This is a genomic window from Zobellella sp. An-6, from assembly GCF_052487945.1.
Genome location: NZ_CP199259.1, coordinates 1,026,216 through 1,043,571, shown reverse-complemented (window position 1 = coordinate 1,043,571; position 17,356 = coordinate 1,026,216). Strand labels below are relative to the sequence as shown.

15 protein-coding genes are annotated in these 17,356 nt (G+C 62.2%); 8 read left to right on the top strand and 7 right to left on the bottom strand.

Annotated elements, in window-relative coordinates:
- Positions 1–11 precede the first annotated feature (11 nt).
- Genes ACT7DK_RS04720 through antA form a run of 4 tightly spaced genes read right to left on the bottom strand, consistent with a single transcriptional unit; the run spans position 12 to position 3,865 of the window.
- The gene (locus tag ACT7DK_RS04720) at positions 12–920 is read right to left on the bottom strand and encodes an acetaldehyde dehydrogenase (acetylating) (protein ID WP_445396825.1); all 909 of its coding nucleotides are present in this window, start codon (positions 918–920) and stop codon (positions 12–14) included.
- Between the two features lie 39 nt (positions 921–959).
- A complete protein-coding gene (gene antC, locus ACT7DK_RS04715; protein ID WP_445396823.1) occupies positions 960–1,973 on the bottom strand; it encodes an anthranilate 1,2-dioxygenase electron transfer component AntC in 1,014 nt (337 codons plus the stop codon).
- A 17-nt stretch (positions 1,974–1,990) separates the two neighbouring features.
- Positions 1,991–2,476 (bottom strand): anthranilate 1,2-dioxygenase small subunit, encoded by a 486-nt coding sequence (antB, locus tag ACT7DK_RS04710; RefSeq protein ID WP_445396821.1) that lies wholly within the window; start codon positions 2,474–2,476, stop codon positions 1,991–1,993.
- A gap of 3 nt (positions 2,477–2,479) precedes the next feature.
- On the bottom strand, positions 2,480–3,865 hold the full coding sequence (gene antA, locus ACT7DK_RS04705; protein WP_445396819.1) for an anthranilate 1,2-dioxygenase large subunit: 1,386 nt from the start codon (positions 3,863–3,865) through the stop codon (positions 2,480–2,482).
- 299 nt (positions 3,866–4,164) lie between these two features.
- Between antA and ACT7DK_RS04700 the strand changes: the two genes are divergently transcribed.
- A complete protein-coding gene (locus ACT7DK_RS04700) occupies positions 4,165–5,145 on the top strand; it encodes an AraC family transcriptional regulator (RefSeq protein ID WP_445396817.1) in 981 nt (326 codons plus the stop codon).
- A gap of 9 nt (positions 5,146–5,154) precedes the next feature.
- Here ACT7DK_RS04700 and ACT7DK_RS04695 read toward each other — a convergent pair whose 3' ends face one another.
- Positions 5,155–5,745: a DUF4202 domain-containing protein gene (locus tag ACT7DK_RS04695; RefSeq protein ID WP_445396815.1), complete on the bottom strand. Its 591-nt coding sequence runs from the start codon at positions 5,743–5,745 to the stop codon at positions 5,155–5,157.
- A gap of 200 nt (positions 5,746–5,945) precedes the next feature.
- Here ACT7DK_RS04695 and hmpA point away from each other — a divergent pair, with 200 nt between their 5' ends.
- Positions 5,946–7,142 carry an NO-inducible flavohemoprotein gene (hmpA, locus tag ACT7DK_RS04690; protein WP_445396813.1) on the top strand — a complete coding sequence of 399 codons (1,197 nt, stop codon included), beginning with the start codon at positions 5,946–5,948 and terminating at the stop codon, positions 7,140–7,142.
- A 996-nt stretch (positions 7,143–8,138) separates the two neighbouring features.
- Here hmpA and ACT7DK_RS04685 read toward each other — a convergent pair.
- Both ACT7DK_RS04685 and ACT7DK_RS04680 read right to left on the bottom strand, forming a co-directional pair.
- Positions 8,139–8,522, bottom strand: coding sequence for a VOC family protein (locus tag ACT7DK_RS04685; RefSeq protein WP_445396811.1), 384 nt, complete (start codon positions 8,520–8,522; stop codon positions 8,139–8,141).
- 16 nt (positions 8,523–8,538) lie between these two features.
- Positions 8,539–9,390, bottom strand: a complete 852-nt coding sequence (locus ACT7DK_RS04680; protein ID WP_445396809.1) for a GNAT family N-acetyltransferase — start codon at positions 9,388–9,390, stop codon at positions 8,539–8,541.
- Positions 9,391–10,075: 685 nt separating this feature from the next.
- Between ACT7DK_RS04680 and ACT7DK_RS04675 the strand changes: the two genes are divergently transcribed.
- From ACT7DK_RS04675 to ACT7DK_RS04650, 6 genes are all read left to right on the top strand, one after another.
- Positions 10,076–11,614: an AAA family ATPase gene (locus ACT7DK_RS04675; RefSeq protein WP_445396807.1), complete on the top strand. Its 1,539-nt coding sequence runs from the start codon at positions 10,076–10,078 to the stop codon at positions 11,612–11,614.
- A gap of 490 nt (positions 11,615–12,104) precedes the next feature.
- Positions 12,105–12,467, top strand: a complete 363-nt coding sequence (locus ACT7DK_RS04670) for a DVU3141 family protein (RefSeq protein ID WP_445396805.1) — start codon at positions 12,105–12,107, stop codon at positions 12,465–12,467.
- A gap of 278 nt (positions 12,468–12,745) precedes the next feature.
- Positions 12,746–14,464, top strand: a complete 1,719-nt coding sequence (locus ACT7DK_RS04665) for a polysaccharide biosynthesis/export family protein (protein WP_445396803.1) — start codon at positions 12,746–12,748, stop codon at positions 14,462–14,464.
- A complete protein-coding gene (locus ACT7DK_RS04660) occupies positions 14,464–15,252 on the top strand; it encodes an ABC transporter permease (RefSeq protein ID WP_445396801.1) in 789 nt (262 codons plus the stop codon). The genes ACT7DK_RS04665 and ACT7DK_RS04660 overlap by 1 nt, the downstream gene beginning before the upstream one ends.
- A complete protein-coding gene (locus tag ACT7DK_RS04655; RefSeq protein ID WP_445396799.1) occupies positions 15,174–15,923 on the top strand; it encodes an ABC transporter ATP-binding protein in 750 nt (249 codons plus the stop codon). Before ACT7DK_RS04660 ends, ACT7DK_RS04655 begins: the two co-directional genes overlap by 79 nt.
- A 342-nt stretch (positions 15,924–16,265) precedes the next feature.
- Positions 16,266–17,348: a chain-length determining protein gene (locus ACT7DK_RS04650; RefSeq protein WP_445396797.1), complete on the top strand. Its 1,083-nt coding sequence runs from the start codon at positions 16,266–16,268 to the stop codon at positions 17,346–17,348.
- The last annotated feature ends 8 nt before the right edge of the window (positions 17,349–17,356 follow it).

The following is a 17,356-nucleotide window of genomic DNA, read 5'->3' as shown; positions in this document are numbered from 1 at the left end:
CGCTTGTCTCCTTAGCCCCGGGCCGGCAGTTGAATGGCACCGCCGGCCGCCTCTTGTGCGAACAGCTCGGCGGTGCGCAGGGCGGCGGCGGTCATGATGTCCAGGTTGCCGGCATAGGTGGGCAGGAAGTCGCCCAGGCCGGCCACTTCCATGAACATGGAGACCTTATTGCCGTCGAACACCGGGCCGTTGACCAGGCGGTAGCCGGGCACGTACTGCTGTACCTGCTCGACCATGTCCAGCACCGAGCGGGTGATGGCGGCCTGATCCGGCTCGCCGTCCACCAGGCAGTGCACGGTGTCGCGCATCATCAGCGGCGGCTCGGCCGGGTTGATGATGATGATGGCCTTGCCCTGGCGGGCGCCGCCCACCGACTCCACCGCGCCGGCGGTGGTGCGGGTGAACTCGTCGATGTTCTGGCGGGTGCCGGGGCCGACCGAGCGGGAGGCGACGGTGGCGATGATTTCGCCGTAGGCGACCGGCTGCACCCGGCTTACGGCGGCCACCATGGGGATGGTGGCCTGGCCGCCGCAGGTGACCATGTTGACGTTCATCTCGAGCCGGGCGGCGTGCTGCTTGAGGTTGACCGGCGGCACGCAGAAGGGGCCGACGGCGGCGGGGGTCAGGTCAATCATGATGACCCCCAGCTCGTTGAGCTTACGGCTGTTCTCGGCGTGGACATAGGCCGAGGTGGCGTCGAAGGCGATGCGGATGTCGTCCGCAATGACGTGGGGCAGCAGGCCGTCGACGCCGGTGTCGCAGGTCTTGATGCCCATCTCGCGGGCGCGCTTCAGGCCTTCCGACGTGGGGTCGATGCCCACCATCCACACCGGCTCAATCCAGTCGGAGCGCAGCATCTTCATCAGCAGGTCGGTGCCGATGTTGCCCGGGCCTATGATGGCCGCCTTGAGTTTGTTCATTGGTACATCTCCAGAATGCGTTGTGACCATGGCGCCGGATCAGCTGGACACGAATTTTTCGAAGTAGAGCCGGTGTTCGGCCACGGGGGTGGCTTCCAGCCAGGTCCGGGTGGCGTCGATCATCGGCGGCGGCCCGCACAGGTAGGCGTCGAAGGGCTGCTGCAAAAAGTCCCGGTCGAACAGGTCGCACACCACGCCGCGCTTGCCCTGCCAGTGCTCGGAAGGCTTCATCACGATGACCTCGTAGTCGAAGTCGGCCAGCCGCTCCCTGAAGGAGTCCAGCCGCTCCAGCTCGCTCAGATCCTGATCCTGGGTCACGCCGTAGCACAGGCGGATGGCGTGCGGGCAGTCGCCCTGCTCCGCCAGCCGCTCCAGCATGGCGAGGAAGGCGGACAGGCCGGTGCCGCCGGCCACCATCAGCAGGGGCCGCTCCACCTCCCGCAGGTAGAAGGCGCCCATGGGGGCCTCGAAGCGGATGGCGTCGCCCACCCGGCAACGCTGGCGCAGGTAGTCGCTCATCACCCCGCTCGGCAGCAGCCGGATCAGAAAACGGACAAAACCTTCTGCCGCCGAGTGGTTGGCGAAGGAATAGGCCCGCCACTCGCCCGTGCCCGGCACCTGTACCCGCGCATACTGCCCGGGCAGGTACCTGAGCCGGCCGCCCTCGCCCTGCAGCTTGATTTCGATAAGGGCGGCCGCGTCCGACACCTGTTTGAAGGCGCTGACGGTGCCCTCGAACAGCTCGGTGGACACGCTGCACAGGGTGGAGTCCACATCGAAGTAGAAGGAGCCGGACGACGTCAGCCGGGTCTGGCAGGCCAGGATATGGCCGGCCGCGAGCTCCTTTTCGCTCAGGGCTTCGTCATCCACGTACTCGAGCTCGACCTCGCCGGACTCGCAGCGTCCGCGGCAGGTGGCGCAGACCCCTTCCCGGCAGTCGACCGGCAGCTTGACGCCCTGGCGCAGGGCGGCATCCATCAGCAGTTCGTTTGGCTTCACCTCGATGAAGCGGGTGTTTCCATCACGGAAAACGATGGCGGCAGAATAGGACATAACAACCTCGGCCCAAGTTAGACGTGATAGAAATCCAGTACCGAATCAATCTTGTCGTTCAGCAAAATGGACTGCTTATAGGTGATCTTCCAGGCGTCCCCTTCCCGGCGCAGCCGGTAGTTGGCGGTGCCGAAGAAGTGGTGGCTCTCGCCGAAACGGTAGTAATGGGTGACCCAGTTCACCTTCACCTCGAACCGGCCGTCCTTGTCCTGCCGGTAGCGCAGGTTGTCGATCAGATGCAGGGTGCGCGGCATGGGGGTACAGGCCGCCGACTTGCCGGTGCGGATGCGGAACACCCGATCCTCGATGCCGCCCCGGTTGGGGTAGTACATCAGCGACATTTCCCGCTTGGGATCCCGGGTGTAGCTGTGCTCGCTGTCCCACTGGGGAATATGGAATTCGCAGTCGGGGGCGAACTGCTCCAGGTAGTTGTCCCAGTCCTGGTTGTCGCAGAATTCGGCAACCCGGTAAAAAAACTGCTCGAGTGACTGTTGGTGTTCCATGGTTTAAACCTCCTCCTGACGTGCCTTTTGCTTCAGTCCTTCCCGCATCATCTGCTGCCAGGCGCCGTGCTGGTTCACGTAGAGCCCTTCGTGGGTGAACTCGACCCCGGTGATCACCGGCCGGATGCCCAGCACCTTGCTGTTGGGGGTTTCGCCGTACTGCCAGGTCTCGTAACCCCGGGAAATGTCGCTCCAGGGGGAGAGCCGGGCCTCGAAACCGCGCTGGGACTCCTTGAACTCCACCAGATCGTCGGGGGTGCCCATGCCGGAGACGTTGAAGAAGTCCTCGAACTGACGGATGCGGTTTTCCCGATCCGCGTCCGACTCGCCCTTGACGCCCAGGCAGAGGCTGATCACCTCGGTCTTGTTCCAGGCCACCGGGCGGATGATGCGCAGCTGGGAGCTGATCTGATCCATGAAGAACAGGCTGGGGTAGATGTTCAGGTTGCGCAGCCGGTGCATGGTCCACCTGGCCCGCTCTTCCGGCAGCTGCTCCAGCAGGCGCGGCATCACGGTCCGGTAACCGGGGCGGACCTCGGGGTTGGGCATGTCGCTGAACAGCAGGCTGTGGCCATGGCGGAAGGAGAACCAGCCGTCGTCGGTGTCCTTGTCGCCGGCGCCCAGCTTGCTGTAGTCCAGGGTGTCGCCGGTGGTGCCCTGCTTCCGGGCTTCCAGCTCGCGGCGGTGCTGCACCGTGCTGACGTAGTTGTAATGCACGGTGCTGACGTGATAGCCGTCCAGGCCGTTTTCGTTCTGCAGCTTCCAGTTGCCGTTGAAGGTGTAGGTGGACTGGCCGGGCAGTACCTCCAGCTCGCCGGTGGCGGACTGCTCCACCATCATGTCGAAGAACAGCCGGGTGTCGCCGAGAAAATCCTCCAGGCTCAGGCCCGACTCGGTGTCCAGGCTGATAAAGACAAAGCCCTTGTAGCTGGCAACGCGCGCCTGGCGCAGGCCGCGGCTGGACTTGTCGAAATCGGCGGGGTATTCACCGGGCGCCTTTACCTTCACCAGCCGGCCGTCGGACTTGTAGCACCAGGCGTGGAAGGGGCAGGTAAAGGTGGACTGGTTGCCCTTGCATACCCGGGTCAGGGTCGCCCCCCGGTGCTGGCAGGTATTGGCCAGCGCATGGATCTCGCCCTTGCCGTCGCGGGTGATGATCATCGGCTGGCGGCCGGCCTGCATGGTGATGAAGTCGTTGGGGTTGGGGATCTGGCTTTCGTGGCAGGCAAAGATCCACTGCTTCTCGAAAATCAGCTCCATCTCGAGATCGAACAGTTCCCTGTCGGTAAAGATGTCCCGGGCGATGCGGAACACGCCCTCATCGGGACGAAAGTCCAGGCTGTTTTCGATGAACGCTTGCCACTGGGCCAAGTTTCTCTGGGTGCTCATGGGGTCCTCTCCTTTTGAACCTGATTGCCATGGCTGCCAATCTAGCGCTCCGGGGAAAGGGGCAATATTCAGTTTGCCGGTTAACGATATGCAGTTTTTATGGATCGAAAATGTTAAACAAGATGGGCCTTCATAAGGCCGGTGCCAGGCGGCGCTCCTGCCCGCCCTTGGTTGACAGCCTGGGGCAAAGAGCCCAAGATGCCGCGTAAAACAGATGTTAAAAAATAAAAAATCATTCACTCATCACGGCCGGATGCCGGCGATGACGAGGCTGGAAGCACTGTCCGAGAGGGAATACCATGAGCCAGTACCACCACAGGGTACAGCGACAATTTCTGGCCGCGGAGCTGAACAGCATCAGTTCGGCCCGCGACTGGATGAGGAGCGTCTGCGGCCCCCACGATCTGGAAATTCTAAAACCCAACGAGCTGCTGTTTCGCCACCAGGGTGCCGTGCTGGGCCAGCTCTCCTTCGGGGTGATCGAGTACTCCACCTCCGCCCACGTCAAAACCCAGGATCTGCTGCACAGCTACAGCATCAGCCTGCCGCTGGCCGGCAGCCAGTACATCGAACACAAAAAGGACAGAATTGAGTCCAACCCCGAGCTGGGACTGATCGTCTCACCGGGCCACCCGGTCAGCCTGATACTGGGCGCCGATTGCCGCAAGCAGCTGGTGCGCATCTCCCGCGCCGCGGTGGAGCAAAAGCTGGCGGCGCTGCTGCACCGGGAGATCACCAAGCCGGTGATCTTCGAGCCGGGGATCCGGCTGAACGAGGGCATGGGCGACTGGTGGAACACGGTTGCCACCCTGCAGGGCATGCTGCAAAACCAGAGCAGCCTGTTCGACTTTCCCCACGTCTGGGCGTCGTTCCAGGACACCCTGATCACCGGCCTGCTCTATGCCCAGCCGCACAACTATTCCCGCGAGCTGGAAGACCGGCAACTCAACAGGCCCGCCTACCTGCACGAACTGGAAGCCATGATGCAGGAAAATCTGGATAAATCGCTGAATTTGTCGGATTTTGAACAGCTGGTGGGCATCGGCCGCGAACGGCTGTACAAGGACTTTCACCAGGTTTACGGCTGCTCGCCGGTGGCGCACTTTCGCAACCTGCGCTACGAGGAAGTGCGCCGGCGCCTGCAACAGGCCGATGCCGGAGAAAGCGTCTCCAGCATCGCCATGGACTGCGGTTTTACCCAGCTGGGCCGCTTCGCCAAGGAGTACCAGCAGCGCTTTGGCGAGCTGCCCTCGGCCACCTTCGGCAAGGCCAGGCGCTGAGCGCCCGGCTCAGGCCGCCAGCGCCTTGCCCACCAGGCTCTGCACCGGCGCGCTGAGCGGCACCTTGAGGGCGGCGGCGTGGCCCGCTTCCGACATTTTGCCCCAGGTTTTGCGGATGATGTCGAGCAGCTTTTCCTCTTCGTGCTTGGTGGCGAAGTCTTCCAGGTAATAGTGGATGAACACCAGGCAGATCACGTCTTCCAGGGTTTGCACCTCGTCGTCGCGCTTGAGCTGCTTCTTCAGCAGCAGGGCCTTCACCCGTTCCTGATCCTCTTCGCCGTAACCGGCACTTTCCATTAATTTGGCGGTGAGTTCGCCGTGATATTTCGCCAGATCGGTGCGCCAGTGCTTGTAGCCGGCCCTGTCCATGGGGTAGTCGGTACGGGGCACCGTCCAGCGCCGGATGTGCTGGGCCCGGGCGGCGATTTGCAGCAATTCGGAGGCGTTCGGCGCAAATCGGGCCAGCTGCTCGCTCATGCGCAGGCTGTAGAGGTATTCCTTGGGCCAGCTCTGGCCGTCGGCCTGCTCCTGGTGGGGATCCTGGCGGTTTTCCGCGTCGATGGCGTCCAGCACCTGCTGCAGGCGGGAATCTTGGGTCATGGGGGCGTCCTCATTCGTTGGCAAATAACAGTATTGTTGTCGCTAAGCCCGCCGTTGCAAAGGGAAAATGCCGTTTTCTCCGCTCCCCCACTGGCCGGACCATGCATAAAAGCCGCAGGATCTTATTGATGCATATCAAATGTATCTATAAGATGCGCGAAAAGTTGCACCTCACATATCAATTAAAACGGAGAAGCAAAATGCTGGACGCACGCACCATCGACATCATCAAGAGCACCATTCCCCTGCTGGAGTCGGCCAACACCGCCCTGACCGAACACTTCTACCGGCGCATGTTCCGCGACAACCCGGAGCTGAAGGACGTGTTCAACCTGAGCCACCAGGCGTCCGGCCGCCAGCCGGCGGCGCTGTTTGCCGCCGTGCTGGCCTATGCCAAAAACATCGACAACCCGGCGGTGCTGGGCGCGGCGGTGGAGCGCATTGCCCACAAGCACACCGGCTTTGCCATCCAGCCGGCCCAGTACGACATTGTTGGCCACCACCTGCTGGAAACCATCAAGGAACTGGCCCCGGACGCCGCCACCCCCGAGGTGATCGACGCCTGGGCCCAGGCCTACGGCGCCCTGGCCGGCATCTTTATCGGCCGGGAGGAGCAGATCTACCGGGCCAACGAGAGCAAAACCGGCGGCTGGCGCGGCACCCGCGCCTTTGTGGTGCAGGAAAAGCGGGCCGAGAGCGAGCAGATCACCAGCTTCCTGCTGGCCCCGGCCGACGGCGGCCCAGTGGCCGACTACCTGCCCGGCCAGTACCTCAGCCTGCACCTGGATGCGGCCGAACTGGCCCACAAGGAATACCGCCAGTATTCCCTGTGCCAGGCCCCCAACGGCCGGGATTACCGCATCGCGGTCAAGCGCGAGCCCGGCGGCACCGGCTCCAACTTCCTGCACGACAAGGTAGCCGAGGGCGATGTGCTGCAGTTGCTGCCGCCGGCGGGAGACTTCTTTATGGCGGTGGATGCCGGCACCCCGGTGGTGCTGATCTCCGGCGGCGTGGGCCAGACCCCGATGCGCGCCATGCTGGATCAGCTGCTCACCCAGGGCCACCCGGCGCCCATCCACTGGCTGCATGCCTGCGAAAACGGCGCCCAGCACGCCTTTGGTGACGATATCCGGCAACGCCGCCAGGCCCACGCCAACCTGGAGACCCACGTCTGGTACCGCGAGCCCGCCGCCCAGGATCGCCCGGCGGAAGATTTTGACGCCACCGGCCTGATGGATCTGAACAAGGTCAAGGACAGCATCCTGCTGCCCGGCGCCCATTACTACTTCTGCGGCCCCCTGCCCTTTATGGCCATGGTCAAGGACACCCTGTCCGCCTGGGGCATCGCCGACGAGCAGCTGCACTACGAAGTGTTCGGCCCGCACCAGCAGCTCTGAGGGCCCGCCACCATCCCCGCACCTGTTACCGTCATCCCCGCCCCTACTGTCGTCATCCCCGCCCCTACCGCCGTCATCCCCGCCCCTACTGCCGTCATCCCCGCGAAGGCGGGGATCCATAACGCCAACACCACGTCGGCGCCCGACACCTGGACTCCCGCCTTCGCGGGAGTGACGGGAAAGTGCACAGGAGTGACGGGAATATCATCCCCGCCCCTACTGTCGTCATCCCCGCTCCTACCGCCGTCATCCCCGCCCCTACTGCCGTCATCCCCGCGAAGGCGGGGATCCATAACGCCAACACCATATCGGCGCCAGACACCTGGACTCCCGCCTTCGCGGGAGTGACGGGAAAGAGCGCGGGAGTGACGGGAATATCATCCCCGCTCCCACTGCCGTCATCCCCGCCCCTACTGTCGTCATCCCCGCGAAGGCGGGGATCCATAACGCCAACACCACATCGGCGCCCGACACCTGGACTCCCGCCTTCGCGGGAGTGACGGGAAAGGGCGGGAGTGACGGGAAAGGGCAGGAGTGACGGGAAGGAGCACGGGAGCAACGGGAATATCATCCCCTCCCCTACTGCCGTCATCCCCGCGAAGGCGGGGATCCATAACGCCAACACCATATCGGCGCCCGACACCTGGACTCCCGCCTTCGCGGGAGTGACGGGAAAGAGCACGGGAGTGACGGGAATATCATCCCCGCCCCTACTGTCGTCATCCCCGCTCCTACCACCGTCATCCCCGCCCCTACCGCCGTCATCCCCGCGAAGGCGGGGATCCATAACGCCAACACCACATCGGCGCCCAACACCTGGACTCCCGCCTTCGCGGGAGTGACGGGAAAGGGCGGGAGTGACGGGAAGGAGCGCAGGAGTGACGGGAAGGAGCGCAGGAGTAACGGGAAGGAGCGCAGGAGTAACGGGAAGGAGCGCGGGAGTCGAGCGGGAGCAGGCCGAATAAATTGGCCCTGCAGGCCCCGCCGTGGGCCGGCTCAGCCGCCGAGCACGTAGGGCCGGGTCATGATCTCGAGCAGGTGGCCGTCGGGATCGTCGAAGTAGCAACCGCGCCCGCCGTGAAGCCGGTAGAGCTCGCCGGCACGCTGGCGGCCGGGATCGGCCCAGTAGTCCAGCCCCTGCTCGCGCAGGCGGGCAAAAGCCCGGTCGAAGTCGTCGTCGCCGAGCAAAAAGGCATAATGCTGGGCGGCGATGCGTCCCTCCTTTTGATAAAAGTCGAGGGACACGCCGTTATCGAGCCGCACCACCAGCATGGGGCCGAACGCCACCGGCTCGGGCAGGCCGAGCAGGGTTGCCAGAAAACGCGCCGAACGCTGCTTGTTGCTGCACCAGACGATGGTGTGATTCAGCTCCGCCCCCATGATGGCCTCCCCCCCGTTATCCCAGCTCGAAGCTGGTGATCCCGAACATACGCGCCACCGCCAGCTCGGGTGGCCGGCCGGTATACATGCGGGCGGTATTGAACACCGCCTGCATGCCCCGCCGCTCGGCCAGGGCCACGGCGGCGGCATTGACCGAAGGCACATCCAGGTAGAAGGGGGCACCCGGCGTGGCCTTGGCAAGCAGGGCCTGCAGCAGCCGATCCGCCTGGACCGCATCGTCGGCGAACAGCGGGCCGACCTTGTAGCCGGAGCGGCAGGGCCGGATCACGCCATAACCCGCCAGCCGCTGGCCCCGGCGGATGCCCAGCGCCACCGAGCCGGACTGGGCGAGCCAGGCACGGAGAAAGCGCCCCCGCTCGGCCGGAAAAAAATCCCGGTCGTAGGCGGCGAAGGCCTCGAAGGGCATGGCCGGAAAGGCCACCATGCCCTCCGGCTCGCTTAAGCCGCCAGCCACCCGCCCCTCGTAACGCACATTCTGGCAGGCCAGGACAAAGCCGGACTTGCGGTAGTTGTCCTGCTGCGCCACCACCCCGTCCAGGCCCACATTGCGCCCGGCCAGCCGGGCCATGCCCGCCTGCCACAGGCGCAAGCCATAGCCCTGGCCGCGAAAGGGCGGCACCACGATATAAAAGCCGAGAAAACCGAAATCATCGCCGTATTTCACCACCGAAATGCAGGCGATGGGCTCGCCATCGAGCAGGCCGAGCAAAAACCCCTCCGGATCGGCCTGGTAGAAAGAATCCATGTCGTGCAGCCCCGGGTTCCACCCTTCCCGTGCGGCCCACTCCACCGCCAGCCCGGCCTCCTGCCGGCGCATGGGACGGATTTGATAATGCGGTTCGGCCATATCGCCCTCCTGTTGAACGCACACCGGTTGTTTAGAGCATAGGCGGAATTGGCCGCGCTACCGTCATCCACGCTCCCACTGCCGTCATCCCCGCGAAGGCGGGGATCCATAACGCCAACACCACATCGGCGCCCGACACCTGGACTCCCGCCTTCGCGGGAGTGACGGGAAAGGGCGGGAGTGACGGGAAAGGGCAGGAGTGACGGGAAGGAGCACGGGAGCAACGGGAATATCATCCCCGCTCCCACTGCCGTCATCCCCGCCCCTGTTACCGTCATCCCCGCGAAGGCGGGGATCCATAACGCCAACACCACATCGGCGCCCGACACCTGGACTCCCGCCTTCGCGGGAGTGACGGGAAAGAGCGCGGGAGTGACAGGAAAGAGCGCGGGAGTGACGGGAAAGAGCGCGGGAGTGACGGGAAAGAGCGCGGGAGTGACGGGAATATCATCCCCGCTCCCACTGCCGTCATCCCCGCCCCTACCGCCGTCATCCCCGCGAAGGCGGGGATCCATAACGCCAACACCACATCGGCGCCCGACACCTGGACTCCCGCCTGCGCGGGAGTGACGGGAAAGAGCGGAGTGACGGGAAGGAGCGCGTTAGTGACGCAACATATCGCAATACATGGCCCGCTGGCCGCTATGCTACACTAACGCCTTCGTCAGGCGGCCAGGAGCTGGAAATGAGCAGGCGCAAGCTTCCCATCGGGATCCAGTCACTCTCGGAAATCATTGAAGGGGGCTACTACTATGTGGACAAAACCCCCTATATCCATCAACTGATCGAACAGGGCAAGTACTACTTCCTTTCCCGCCCACGCCGTTTCGGCAAAAGCCTGCTGCTCGACACCCTGCACCAGCTGTTCGAGGCGAAGGAAGCGCTGTTCCAGGGCCTCTTTATCCATCACAAGTGGGACTGGGCCCGGCCCCGCCCGGTGGTCCGCCTGGGCTTTGGCAGCGGGGTAATGAACAGCCGGGAGATGCTCGACCAACACATCCGCGAGCAGCTGAACGAGCAGGCCGAACGGCTGGGTGTTTCGCTCGGCAACCAGAGCATTGCAGGCCGCTTTGCCGAACTGATCCGCCACGCCCACCAGCAGCACGGCGAACGGGTGGCGGTGCTGATCGACGAATACGACAAGCCGATCCTGGACAACATCACCGATACGGCCATCGCCACCGAGCTGCGCGAGGGGCTGAAAAACCTGTATTCGGTGCTGAAGGACGCCGACCCCCACCTCTGCTTCTGCCTGCTGACCGGGGTGTCCAAATTCAGCAAGGTCAGCCTGTTCTCCGGGCTGAACAACCTCAACGACATCACCCTGGACGCCCCCTACAGCGCCATTTGCGGCTATACCGAGCAGGATGTGGATACCGTGTTCGCGCCCGAGCTGCCGGGACTGGACCGGGCGCAGATCAAGGCCTGGTACAACGGCTACAACTGGGGCGCCGAGTCGGTGTACAACCCCTTCGATGTGCTGTTGCTGTTGCAGAAGCGGGAGTTCAGGCCCTACTGGTTCGAGAGCGCCACCCCGACCTTTCTGGTCAAACTGCTGGCCGAGCGCGGCTTTTTCACCCCACAGCTGGACCGGCTGGAAAGCCCGCTCAACCTGCTGGGGCGGTTCGACGTGGGCGACATCAGCACCGAGGCGCTGCTGTTCCAGACCGGCTATCTCACCATCCGCCACAAGGAAGAGCCGGTGCCCAGCTACTGGCTCTATACCCTGGGCTACCCCAACCGGGAGGTAGAAGCCAGCCTAAACCAGGCCCTGCTGCCCCAACTGGGGCTGGACAGCGCCGAACCCACCATTCGCCTGCTACGGGTATTGCAGGCCAACGACTTCACCGCCCTGGAGCAGCATTTTAAATCCCTGTTCGCCGCCCTGCCCCACGACTGGTACCGCAACAACCCCATCGCCAAATACGAAGGCCACTACGCCAGCGTGTTCTACAGCCACATTGCCGCCCTGGGCCTTAAGGTCACGGTGGAGGATGCCTCCAACACCGGCAAGGTAGACATGGCGGTGGACTTTAACGGCCAGATCTACCTGTTCGAATTCAAGGTGGTGGAGCAGGTGCCGGAAGGCAGCGCCCTGGCCCAGCTGAAGCACAAGGCCTACGCCGACAAATACCGTGCCAGTGGCAAACCCATCCATTTGATAGGCGTGGAATTCTCCCGCCGGCAGCGGCAAATCGTCGCCTTCGAGCGGGAGCAGGCATAACGACCATCCCCGCTACCGTCATCCCCGCCCCGCTACCGTCATCCCCGCCCCCTACCGTCATCCCCGCGAAGGCGGGGATCCATAACGCCAACACCACTTTGCGCCCCACCGTCTAGAGCAAGTGGTCATTAAAACGTAACACAACCTTAATATTCTGCTGCGTCTAATATACGCGCGCACCATTTATCAACGGTCGAAATCCATGAGTGGCGGTGCTATTATTCCGCGTCCAAAAAATAACGCCTTGCTATTTGCAACCGCGTTTTACAAGGAGCGAGTGAAACCAGCAGATTAGGGGCTGTAACCTAAGGGCGGTAGCGTACCTTTTTTATAAACAACCAAAAGATAACCGTTTGTTTATTAACAACATTTCTTCTCTCCAGCCGCCTTTTGTCTTTAATTAAAACAACAATCGCCATCCTGCCCGGCCCCAAGCAAAAAATCTGCCAGCTCAACGCCATAATTCAGTAAGAAAAGAGCGCAAAACCCCATGCTGTTATCGAACAACAAGATTATTCCCTATACCCTGCTGGCCCTGGGCGTGTTAACCCTGGGCGGTTGTGCCAGCCAGGCAGAACAACACACCAGTGCCCCCCACAGCCAATACTCCTCCGAGCTGAACCAGTTCCTCGGCAATGCCGCCCCCGGCGCCGCCACCACCCTGGCCCAGTCCCCCTGGGGACCCAACGTGCAGGTGCTGGCCAACGCCCCCTACTTTGCCGCCAGCGGCCGGACCTGTCGCGAGCTGGAAGTAAGCCAGCCCACCGGCGCCACCGCATACCACCTGGCCTGCCAAACCGATGCCGGCGCCTGGGCCCAGGTGCGCCCGGTCACCCGTTTGCTCAACCCCTAGGGTCCGCCGGCACCGGGCCACCCAACACCGGCGCCGAGCCAACCGTAGGGTCCACTTCAGTGGACCAATCCGCCAACGGCGCCATGATCCGGTCGAATAAATTCGACCCTACAGAAACCAACATCAACACCGGGCCAACCGTAGAGTCCACTTCAGTGGACCACCCAACAACGGCGCCGAGCCAACCGTAGGGTCCACTTCAGTGGACCAATCCGCCAACGGCGCCATGGTTCGGTCGAATATGCCCCGAACAATCAAAAATTTGAGAAAAAATGCCCATGTCACTAAAAAAACTGGCGGTTCACACCGGCCTGTTCGCCCTGCTCACCCTGGCCGCCCAGGCCCAGGCCCAGCTGATTGGCGCCGATGCCGGCGAACTGCCCGCCGAGCAGCAAAGCCGCTTTAACGCCCCGTCCGAGGCCGACCAGGCCAGCACCAACCAAAGCACCAGCTGGCAAAGCGGCCGCTACGGCCCGCCCCAGGCCCAGCCCGGCCAGGCCCTGCCCGCCCGGGCCATTCCCAGCTTTGGCGCCCACCTGTTTACCGGCGGCTTTCGCGGCATAAGGGCGGACGGGCTCAACCCGGATTACGTGATCACCCCCGGCGACCAGGTCACCCTGCGGGTGTGGGGCGCGGTGGAAATAGACCGGGTGCTGCCGGTGGATGCCCAGGGCAATATCTTTATTCCCGGCGTGGGCCCCATCAAGGTGCAGGGCATTCGCCACGGCGAGCTGGACGGCCGCGTGCGCGCCGCCGTTAACTCCATCTATTCCAACAACGTGCAGGTATACACCAACCTGCAGGGCGTGCAGCCGGTGTCGGTGTTCGTTACCGGCTATGTCAAAAACCCCGGCCGCTTTGCCGGCACCCCCAACGACTCGCTGCTGTATTTTCTGGACCAGGCCGGCGGCATAGACGACGCCGTGGGCAGCTACCGCAAGGTGCGGGTGGTGCGCAACGGCAACACCATTGCCAGCGCCGACCTGTACGACTTTTTAATTAACGGCAACCTGCCCCGCCCGCAATTCCGGGACGGCGACACCCTGGTGGTGGAAGAGCGCGGCCCCACCGTCACCGTGGAAGGCGACGTGGCCCGCCCCTACCGTTACGAACTGACCCCGGGCGCCATGAGCGGCCAGGATCTGCTGCAACTGGCTCGGCTGCAATCCAACGTTACCCATGTGCTGCTGCGCGGCGCCCGCAGCCAGGGCCCCGTTTCCAGCTACCTGGATCTGGCCGACTTCAACCGGCAGCCGCTGCAAAGCGGCGACCAGGTCACCTTCAGCAGCGACCTGCGCGACGACACCATAGTGGTGACGCTGGAAGGCAGCTACTACGGCCCCTCCCGCTTCGCCCTGCCGCGCGACGCCCAGCTGCACGAACTGCTGGATGCCGTGGCCGTGCCGGCGGAGATGACCGACGTGAACAGCATCTCGCTCAAGCGGCAAAGCGTGGCCGAGCGGCAACGGCAGGCGCTGGAAGAAAGCCTGAACCGGCTGGAAACCACCTACCTGGGCGCCTCTTCCGCCACCAACGAAGAAGCCCAGATCCGGGTGCGCGAGGCCGAGCTTATCAGCCAGTTTATTGAACGCGCGCGCCAGGTGGAGCCCAACGGCCGCCTGGTGCTGGCCAACAACGGCGCCATCAGCAACATCCGCCTGCAAGACGGCGACGTGATCACCATTCCGGAAAAATCCGATGCGCTCTTGATCAGCGGCGAAGTACTGGTGCCCCAGTCGGTGGTGTTTGCTCCCGGCCGCAGCGCCCAGGACTATATCGCCGGCGCCGGCGGCTTTACCGAGCGGGCCGATGAAAAACGCATTCTGGTGGTGCGCCAAAACGGCGAAGTGCGCGAAGCGGCGGACGTAACCCTGCGCCCGGGCGACGAGATTCTGGTGCTGCCGGCCGCGCCCACCAAAAACCTGCAGCTGGCCAGCACCCTCACCCAGATCCTTTACCAGATTGCCATTGCCGCCAAAGTGGCGATAGACCTGTAATGCAAGCGCGTACTCCCTGGCAGGTTACCCGCAGCGTATGGTTTGCCATGTTTATGCGGGAGGCCGTGTCCCGCACCATGGCCGACCGCATGGGCTGGTTCTGGATGATCTTCGAGCCAGCAGCAGTAATCGCCATCATGGCGTTGATACGCGGGGCTTTTGGCTCAACAAACAAACTCATCATGAATGCCGAATATATCCCTTGGCTTATTGTAGGGATGATGGGTTTTTTCTTGGTGCGCGAAGGGTTAACTCGCAGCCAGGGCGCCATTAACGCCAGCCAGGCCCTGTTTGCCTACCGCCAGGTACAACCGGTAGACACTGTGCTGGTGCGCAGTTTTGTGGATGACATGCTGCGCACCTTTATATTTATGCTGTTTATTGTTGGTGGGCTTGGCCTGGGCCTGGATATTTTTCCGGACAACGCTATTCAAGCGTTATTTGGGTGGCTCTCTTTATGGGCGCTTGGGCTTGGGTTCGGGCTGGTAGTGTCGGTGACAGTAAAGTTAATTCCAGAAGTAGGTAAAGTTATAAATATGACAAACCTGCCACTAATGATTGTTAGTGGTGCCATTTTGCCCTTAAACAGCCTCCCCCACTCAGCGTTGGAGTATTTAACACTCAATCCCATAGTTCATGGAATTGAATTAATGCGTCTGGGCTTTTTTGAAAACTACCGGGTGGTGGCCGGCACCAGCGCCGTTTATTTATGGCTTTGGATCCTGGCGCTAAACGCCCTGGGGCTGCTGATGCACTTGCGTTATCGAGACCAGTTGAAAGCAAAATGATCCATATTCAGAACCTTTACAAGCGCTACAACAACCGCGATGGTCGGGCAAGCCCCTGGGTGCTGACCGACATCAACCTCACCATCCCCAAGGGGGTAAGCGTGGGGCTGGTTGGCCAGAACGGCGCCGGCAAATCCACCCTGCTGCGGCTGATCGCGGGCATGGACAACCCCGAGCGCGGCAAAATAGAACGCCTTTGCCGGGTATCCTGGCCCATCGGCCTTTCCGGCGGTTTTCAAAGCAGCATGACCGGGCGGCAAAACGTAAAGTTTGTGGCCCGGGTACATGGCGGCGGCCTTAACGTGCAGCGCATTATCGACTATGTGGAAGACTTCGCCGAACTGGGCAGCGCCTTCGACCGGCCGATAAAAACCTATTCCTCCGGCATGCGCGCCCGGTTGAATTTTGGCTTGTCTCTGGCCTTTGACTTTGATGTATACCTTTCCGACGAGGCCACCGCCGTAGGCGACCGCAACTTCAAGGATAAAGCCAGCAAAGCCTTTAAGGACAAGGTAGGCCAGTCCAGCTTGATTATGGTGTCCCACTCCGAAGGCATTCTTAAAGACCTGTGCCAGGCCGGTATTTACCTTAAAAAAGGCCACGCCACCTGGTTTGACGATATCAACGATGCCATTGCCGCCTACCACCAGGATGCCGGCACCCGCGCGTAACCCAAACCACAACACCGATGCCAGAGCACCACGTAGGGTCGACTTCAGTCGACCAAACCACAACCCCAATGCCGAAACACCTCGTAGGGTCGACTTCAGTCGACCAAACCCGGCGCCAATGACAAACGGTCCATCGAAATGGACCCGACAAACCTATCGTCATTCCCGCGAAGGCGGGAATCCATAAACTCAAGGTACAAGCCCGGCGCCAATGGCAAAACGGTCCATCGAAATGACCCGACGAACCTATCGTCATTCCCGCGAAGACGGGAATCCATAAACCCGGCCCTGCCGACAAAAAATTTAAAACCAAATTTTTTCGAATCCAACACACGAGCACCCATGAACCGCTTTATCAAACAACAACCCCACTGGGCACTGGCAATAATGTCCATTATTGCCGTTGCCTTTTACTGGTTTGCCTGGGCCGAAGACCGCTATGTTTCCCGCGCCACCGTGGTGCTGGAAAGCCCGCAAATCGCCCCGGCCGAATTCAACTTCTCCAGCCTGTTAAAAGGCGGTGGCGGCAATGGTGACCTGCTGCTGCTGCGCGAACACCTGCTTTCCGTGGATATGCTGAAAAAAGTGCAGCAAGAACTCCCCTTTCGCCAGCACTACAGCCAAAACGGCGACCTGTTCGCCCGCCTGTGGGATGCCGACGCCCCCATCGAGGAAGTACACGAATACTATAAGAAGCGCATATCGGTAGAACTGGACGAATACGCCGGTGTACTCAACATAGAGGTACAGGCCTTTACCCCGGAATTTGCCCATCAACTGGCCGCCCTGTTGCTGCAAAGCGGCGAAGCCCATATGAACAACATGGGCCAGCGCCTGGCGGAAGAGCAGGTACGCTTTTTAGAGCGCCAGCTGGAGCGGCTGGAACACAGGCTCGATGAAGCCCGCGCCGACCTATTGGCCTACCAGAATGAACACGGCCTGATCTCTCCCCTGCAAACGGTAGAAAGCCTTAACCAGGTGGTGGGCACGCTGGAAGGCGAACTGGCCCGCATGCAGGCCAGGCTGAACGCCGCCCAAAGCTACCAGAGCACCCGCTCCGCCGAAATGGTGCAAATAAAAAACGAAATCAATGCCCTGCAAACCCAGATAGAGCGCGAGCGCAACCGCCTGGCGCAAGAAACCGGCAATGCCCTTAACCGCATTTCCGCCGACTATCAAACCCTGGAGCTTAAGGCCCAGTTTGCCCAGCAAACCTACTCCAGCGCCCTGGCGGCACTGGAAAACACCCGCATAGAGGCCGCCCGCAAACTCAAGCAGGTAAGCGTGCTGCAAAGCCCGCTGCAGCCGGAATATGCCACCCAACCCGAGCGGCTCTACAACACCACGGTGTTTGCCATTGTCGCCCTGTTCCTGGCTTTTATTACCAGCATGATGATGCTGATCATCCGCGACCACAGGGACTAACTCCGTTG

Bases quoted from the DNA above. Each gene is read 5' to 3' on its own strand.
- ACT7DK_RS04720 (WP_445396825.1), bottom strand. From the start codon at position 920: ATGAACAAACTCAAGGCGGCCATCATAGGCCCGGGCAACATCGGCACC.
- antC (WP_445396823.1), bottom strand. From the start codon at position 1,973: ATGTCCTATTCTGCCGCCATCGTTTTCCGTGATGGAAACACCCGCTTC.
- antB (WP_445396821.1), bottom strand. From the start codon at position 2,476: ATGGAACACCAACAGTCACTCGAGCAGTTTTTTTACCGGGTTGCCGAA.
- antA (WP_445396819.1), bottom strand. From the start codon at position 3,865: ATGAGCACCCAGAGAAACTTGGCCCAGTGGCAAGCGTTCATCGAAAAC.
- ACT7DK_RS04700 (WP_445396817.1), top strand. From the start codon at position 4,165: ATGAGCCAGTACCACCACAGGGTACAGCGACAATTTCTGGCCGCGGAG.
- ACT7DK_RS04695 (WP_445396815.1), bottom strand. From the start codon at position 5,745: ATGACCCAAGATTCCCGCCTGCAGCAGGTGCTGGACGCCATCGACGCG.
- hmpA (WP_445396813.1), top strand. From the start codon at position 5,946: ATGCTGGACGCACGCACCATCGACATCATCAAGAGCACCATTCCCCTG.
- ACT7DK_RS04685 (WP_445396811.1), bottom strand. From the start codon at position 8,522: ATGGGGGCGGAGCTGAATCACACCATCGTCTGGTGCAGCAACAAGCAG.
- ACT7DK_RS04680 (WP_445396809.1), bottom strand. From the start codon at position 9,390: ATGGCCGAACCGCATTATCAAATCCGTCCCATGCGCCGGCAGGAGGCC.
- ACT7DK_RS04675 (WP_445396807.1), top strand. From the start codon at position 10,076: ATGAGCAGGCGCAAGCTTCCCATCGGGATCCAGTCACTCTCGGAAATC.
- ACT7DK_RS04670 (WP_445396805.1), top strand. From the start codon at position 12,105: ATGCTGTTATCGAACAACAAGATTATTCCCTATACCCTGCTGGCCCTG.
- ACT7DK_RS04665 (WP_445396803.1), top strand. From the start codon at position 12,746: ATGTCACTAAAAAAACTGGCGGTTCACACCGGCCTGTTCGCCCTGCTC.
- ACT7DK_RS04660 (WP_445396801.1), top strand. From the start codon at position 14,464: ATGCAAGCGCGTACTCCCTGGCAGGTTACCCGCAGCGTATGGTTTGCC.
- ACT7DK_RS04655 (WP_445396799.1), top strand. From the start codon at position 15,174: ATGGCTTTGGATCCTGGCGCTAAACGCCCTGGGGCTGCTGATGCACTT.
- ACT7DK_RS04650 (WP_445396797.1), top strand. From the start codon at position 16,266: ATGAACCGCTTTATCAAACAACAACCCCACTGGGCACTGGCAATAATG.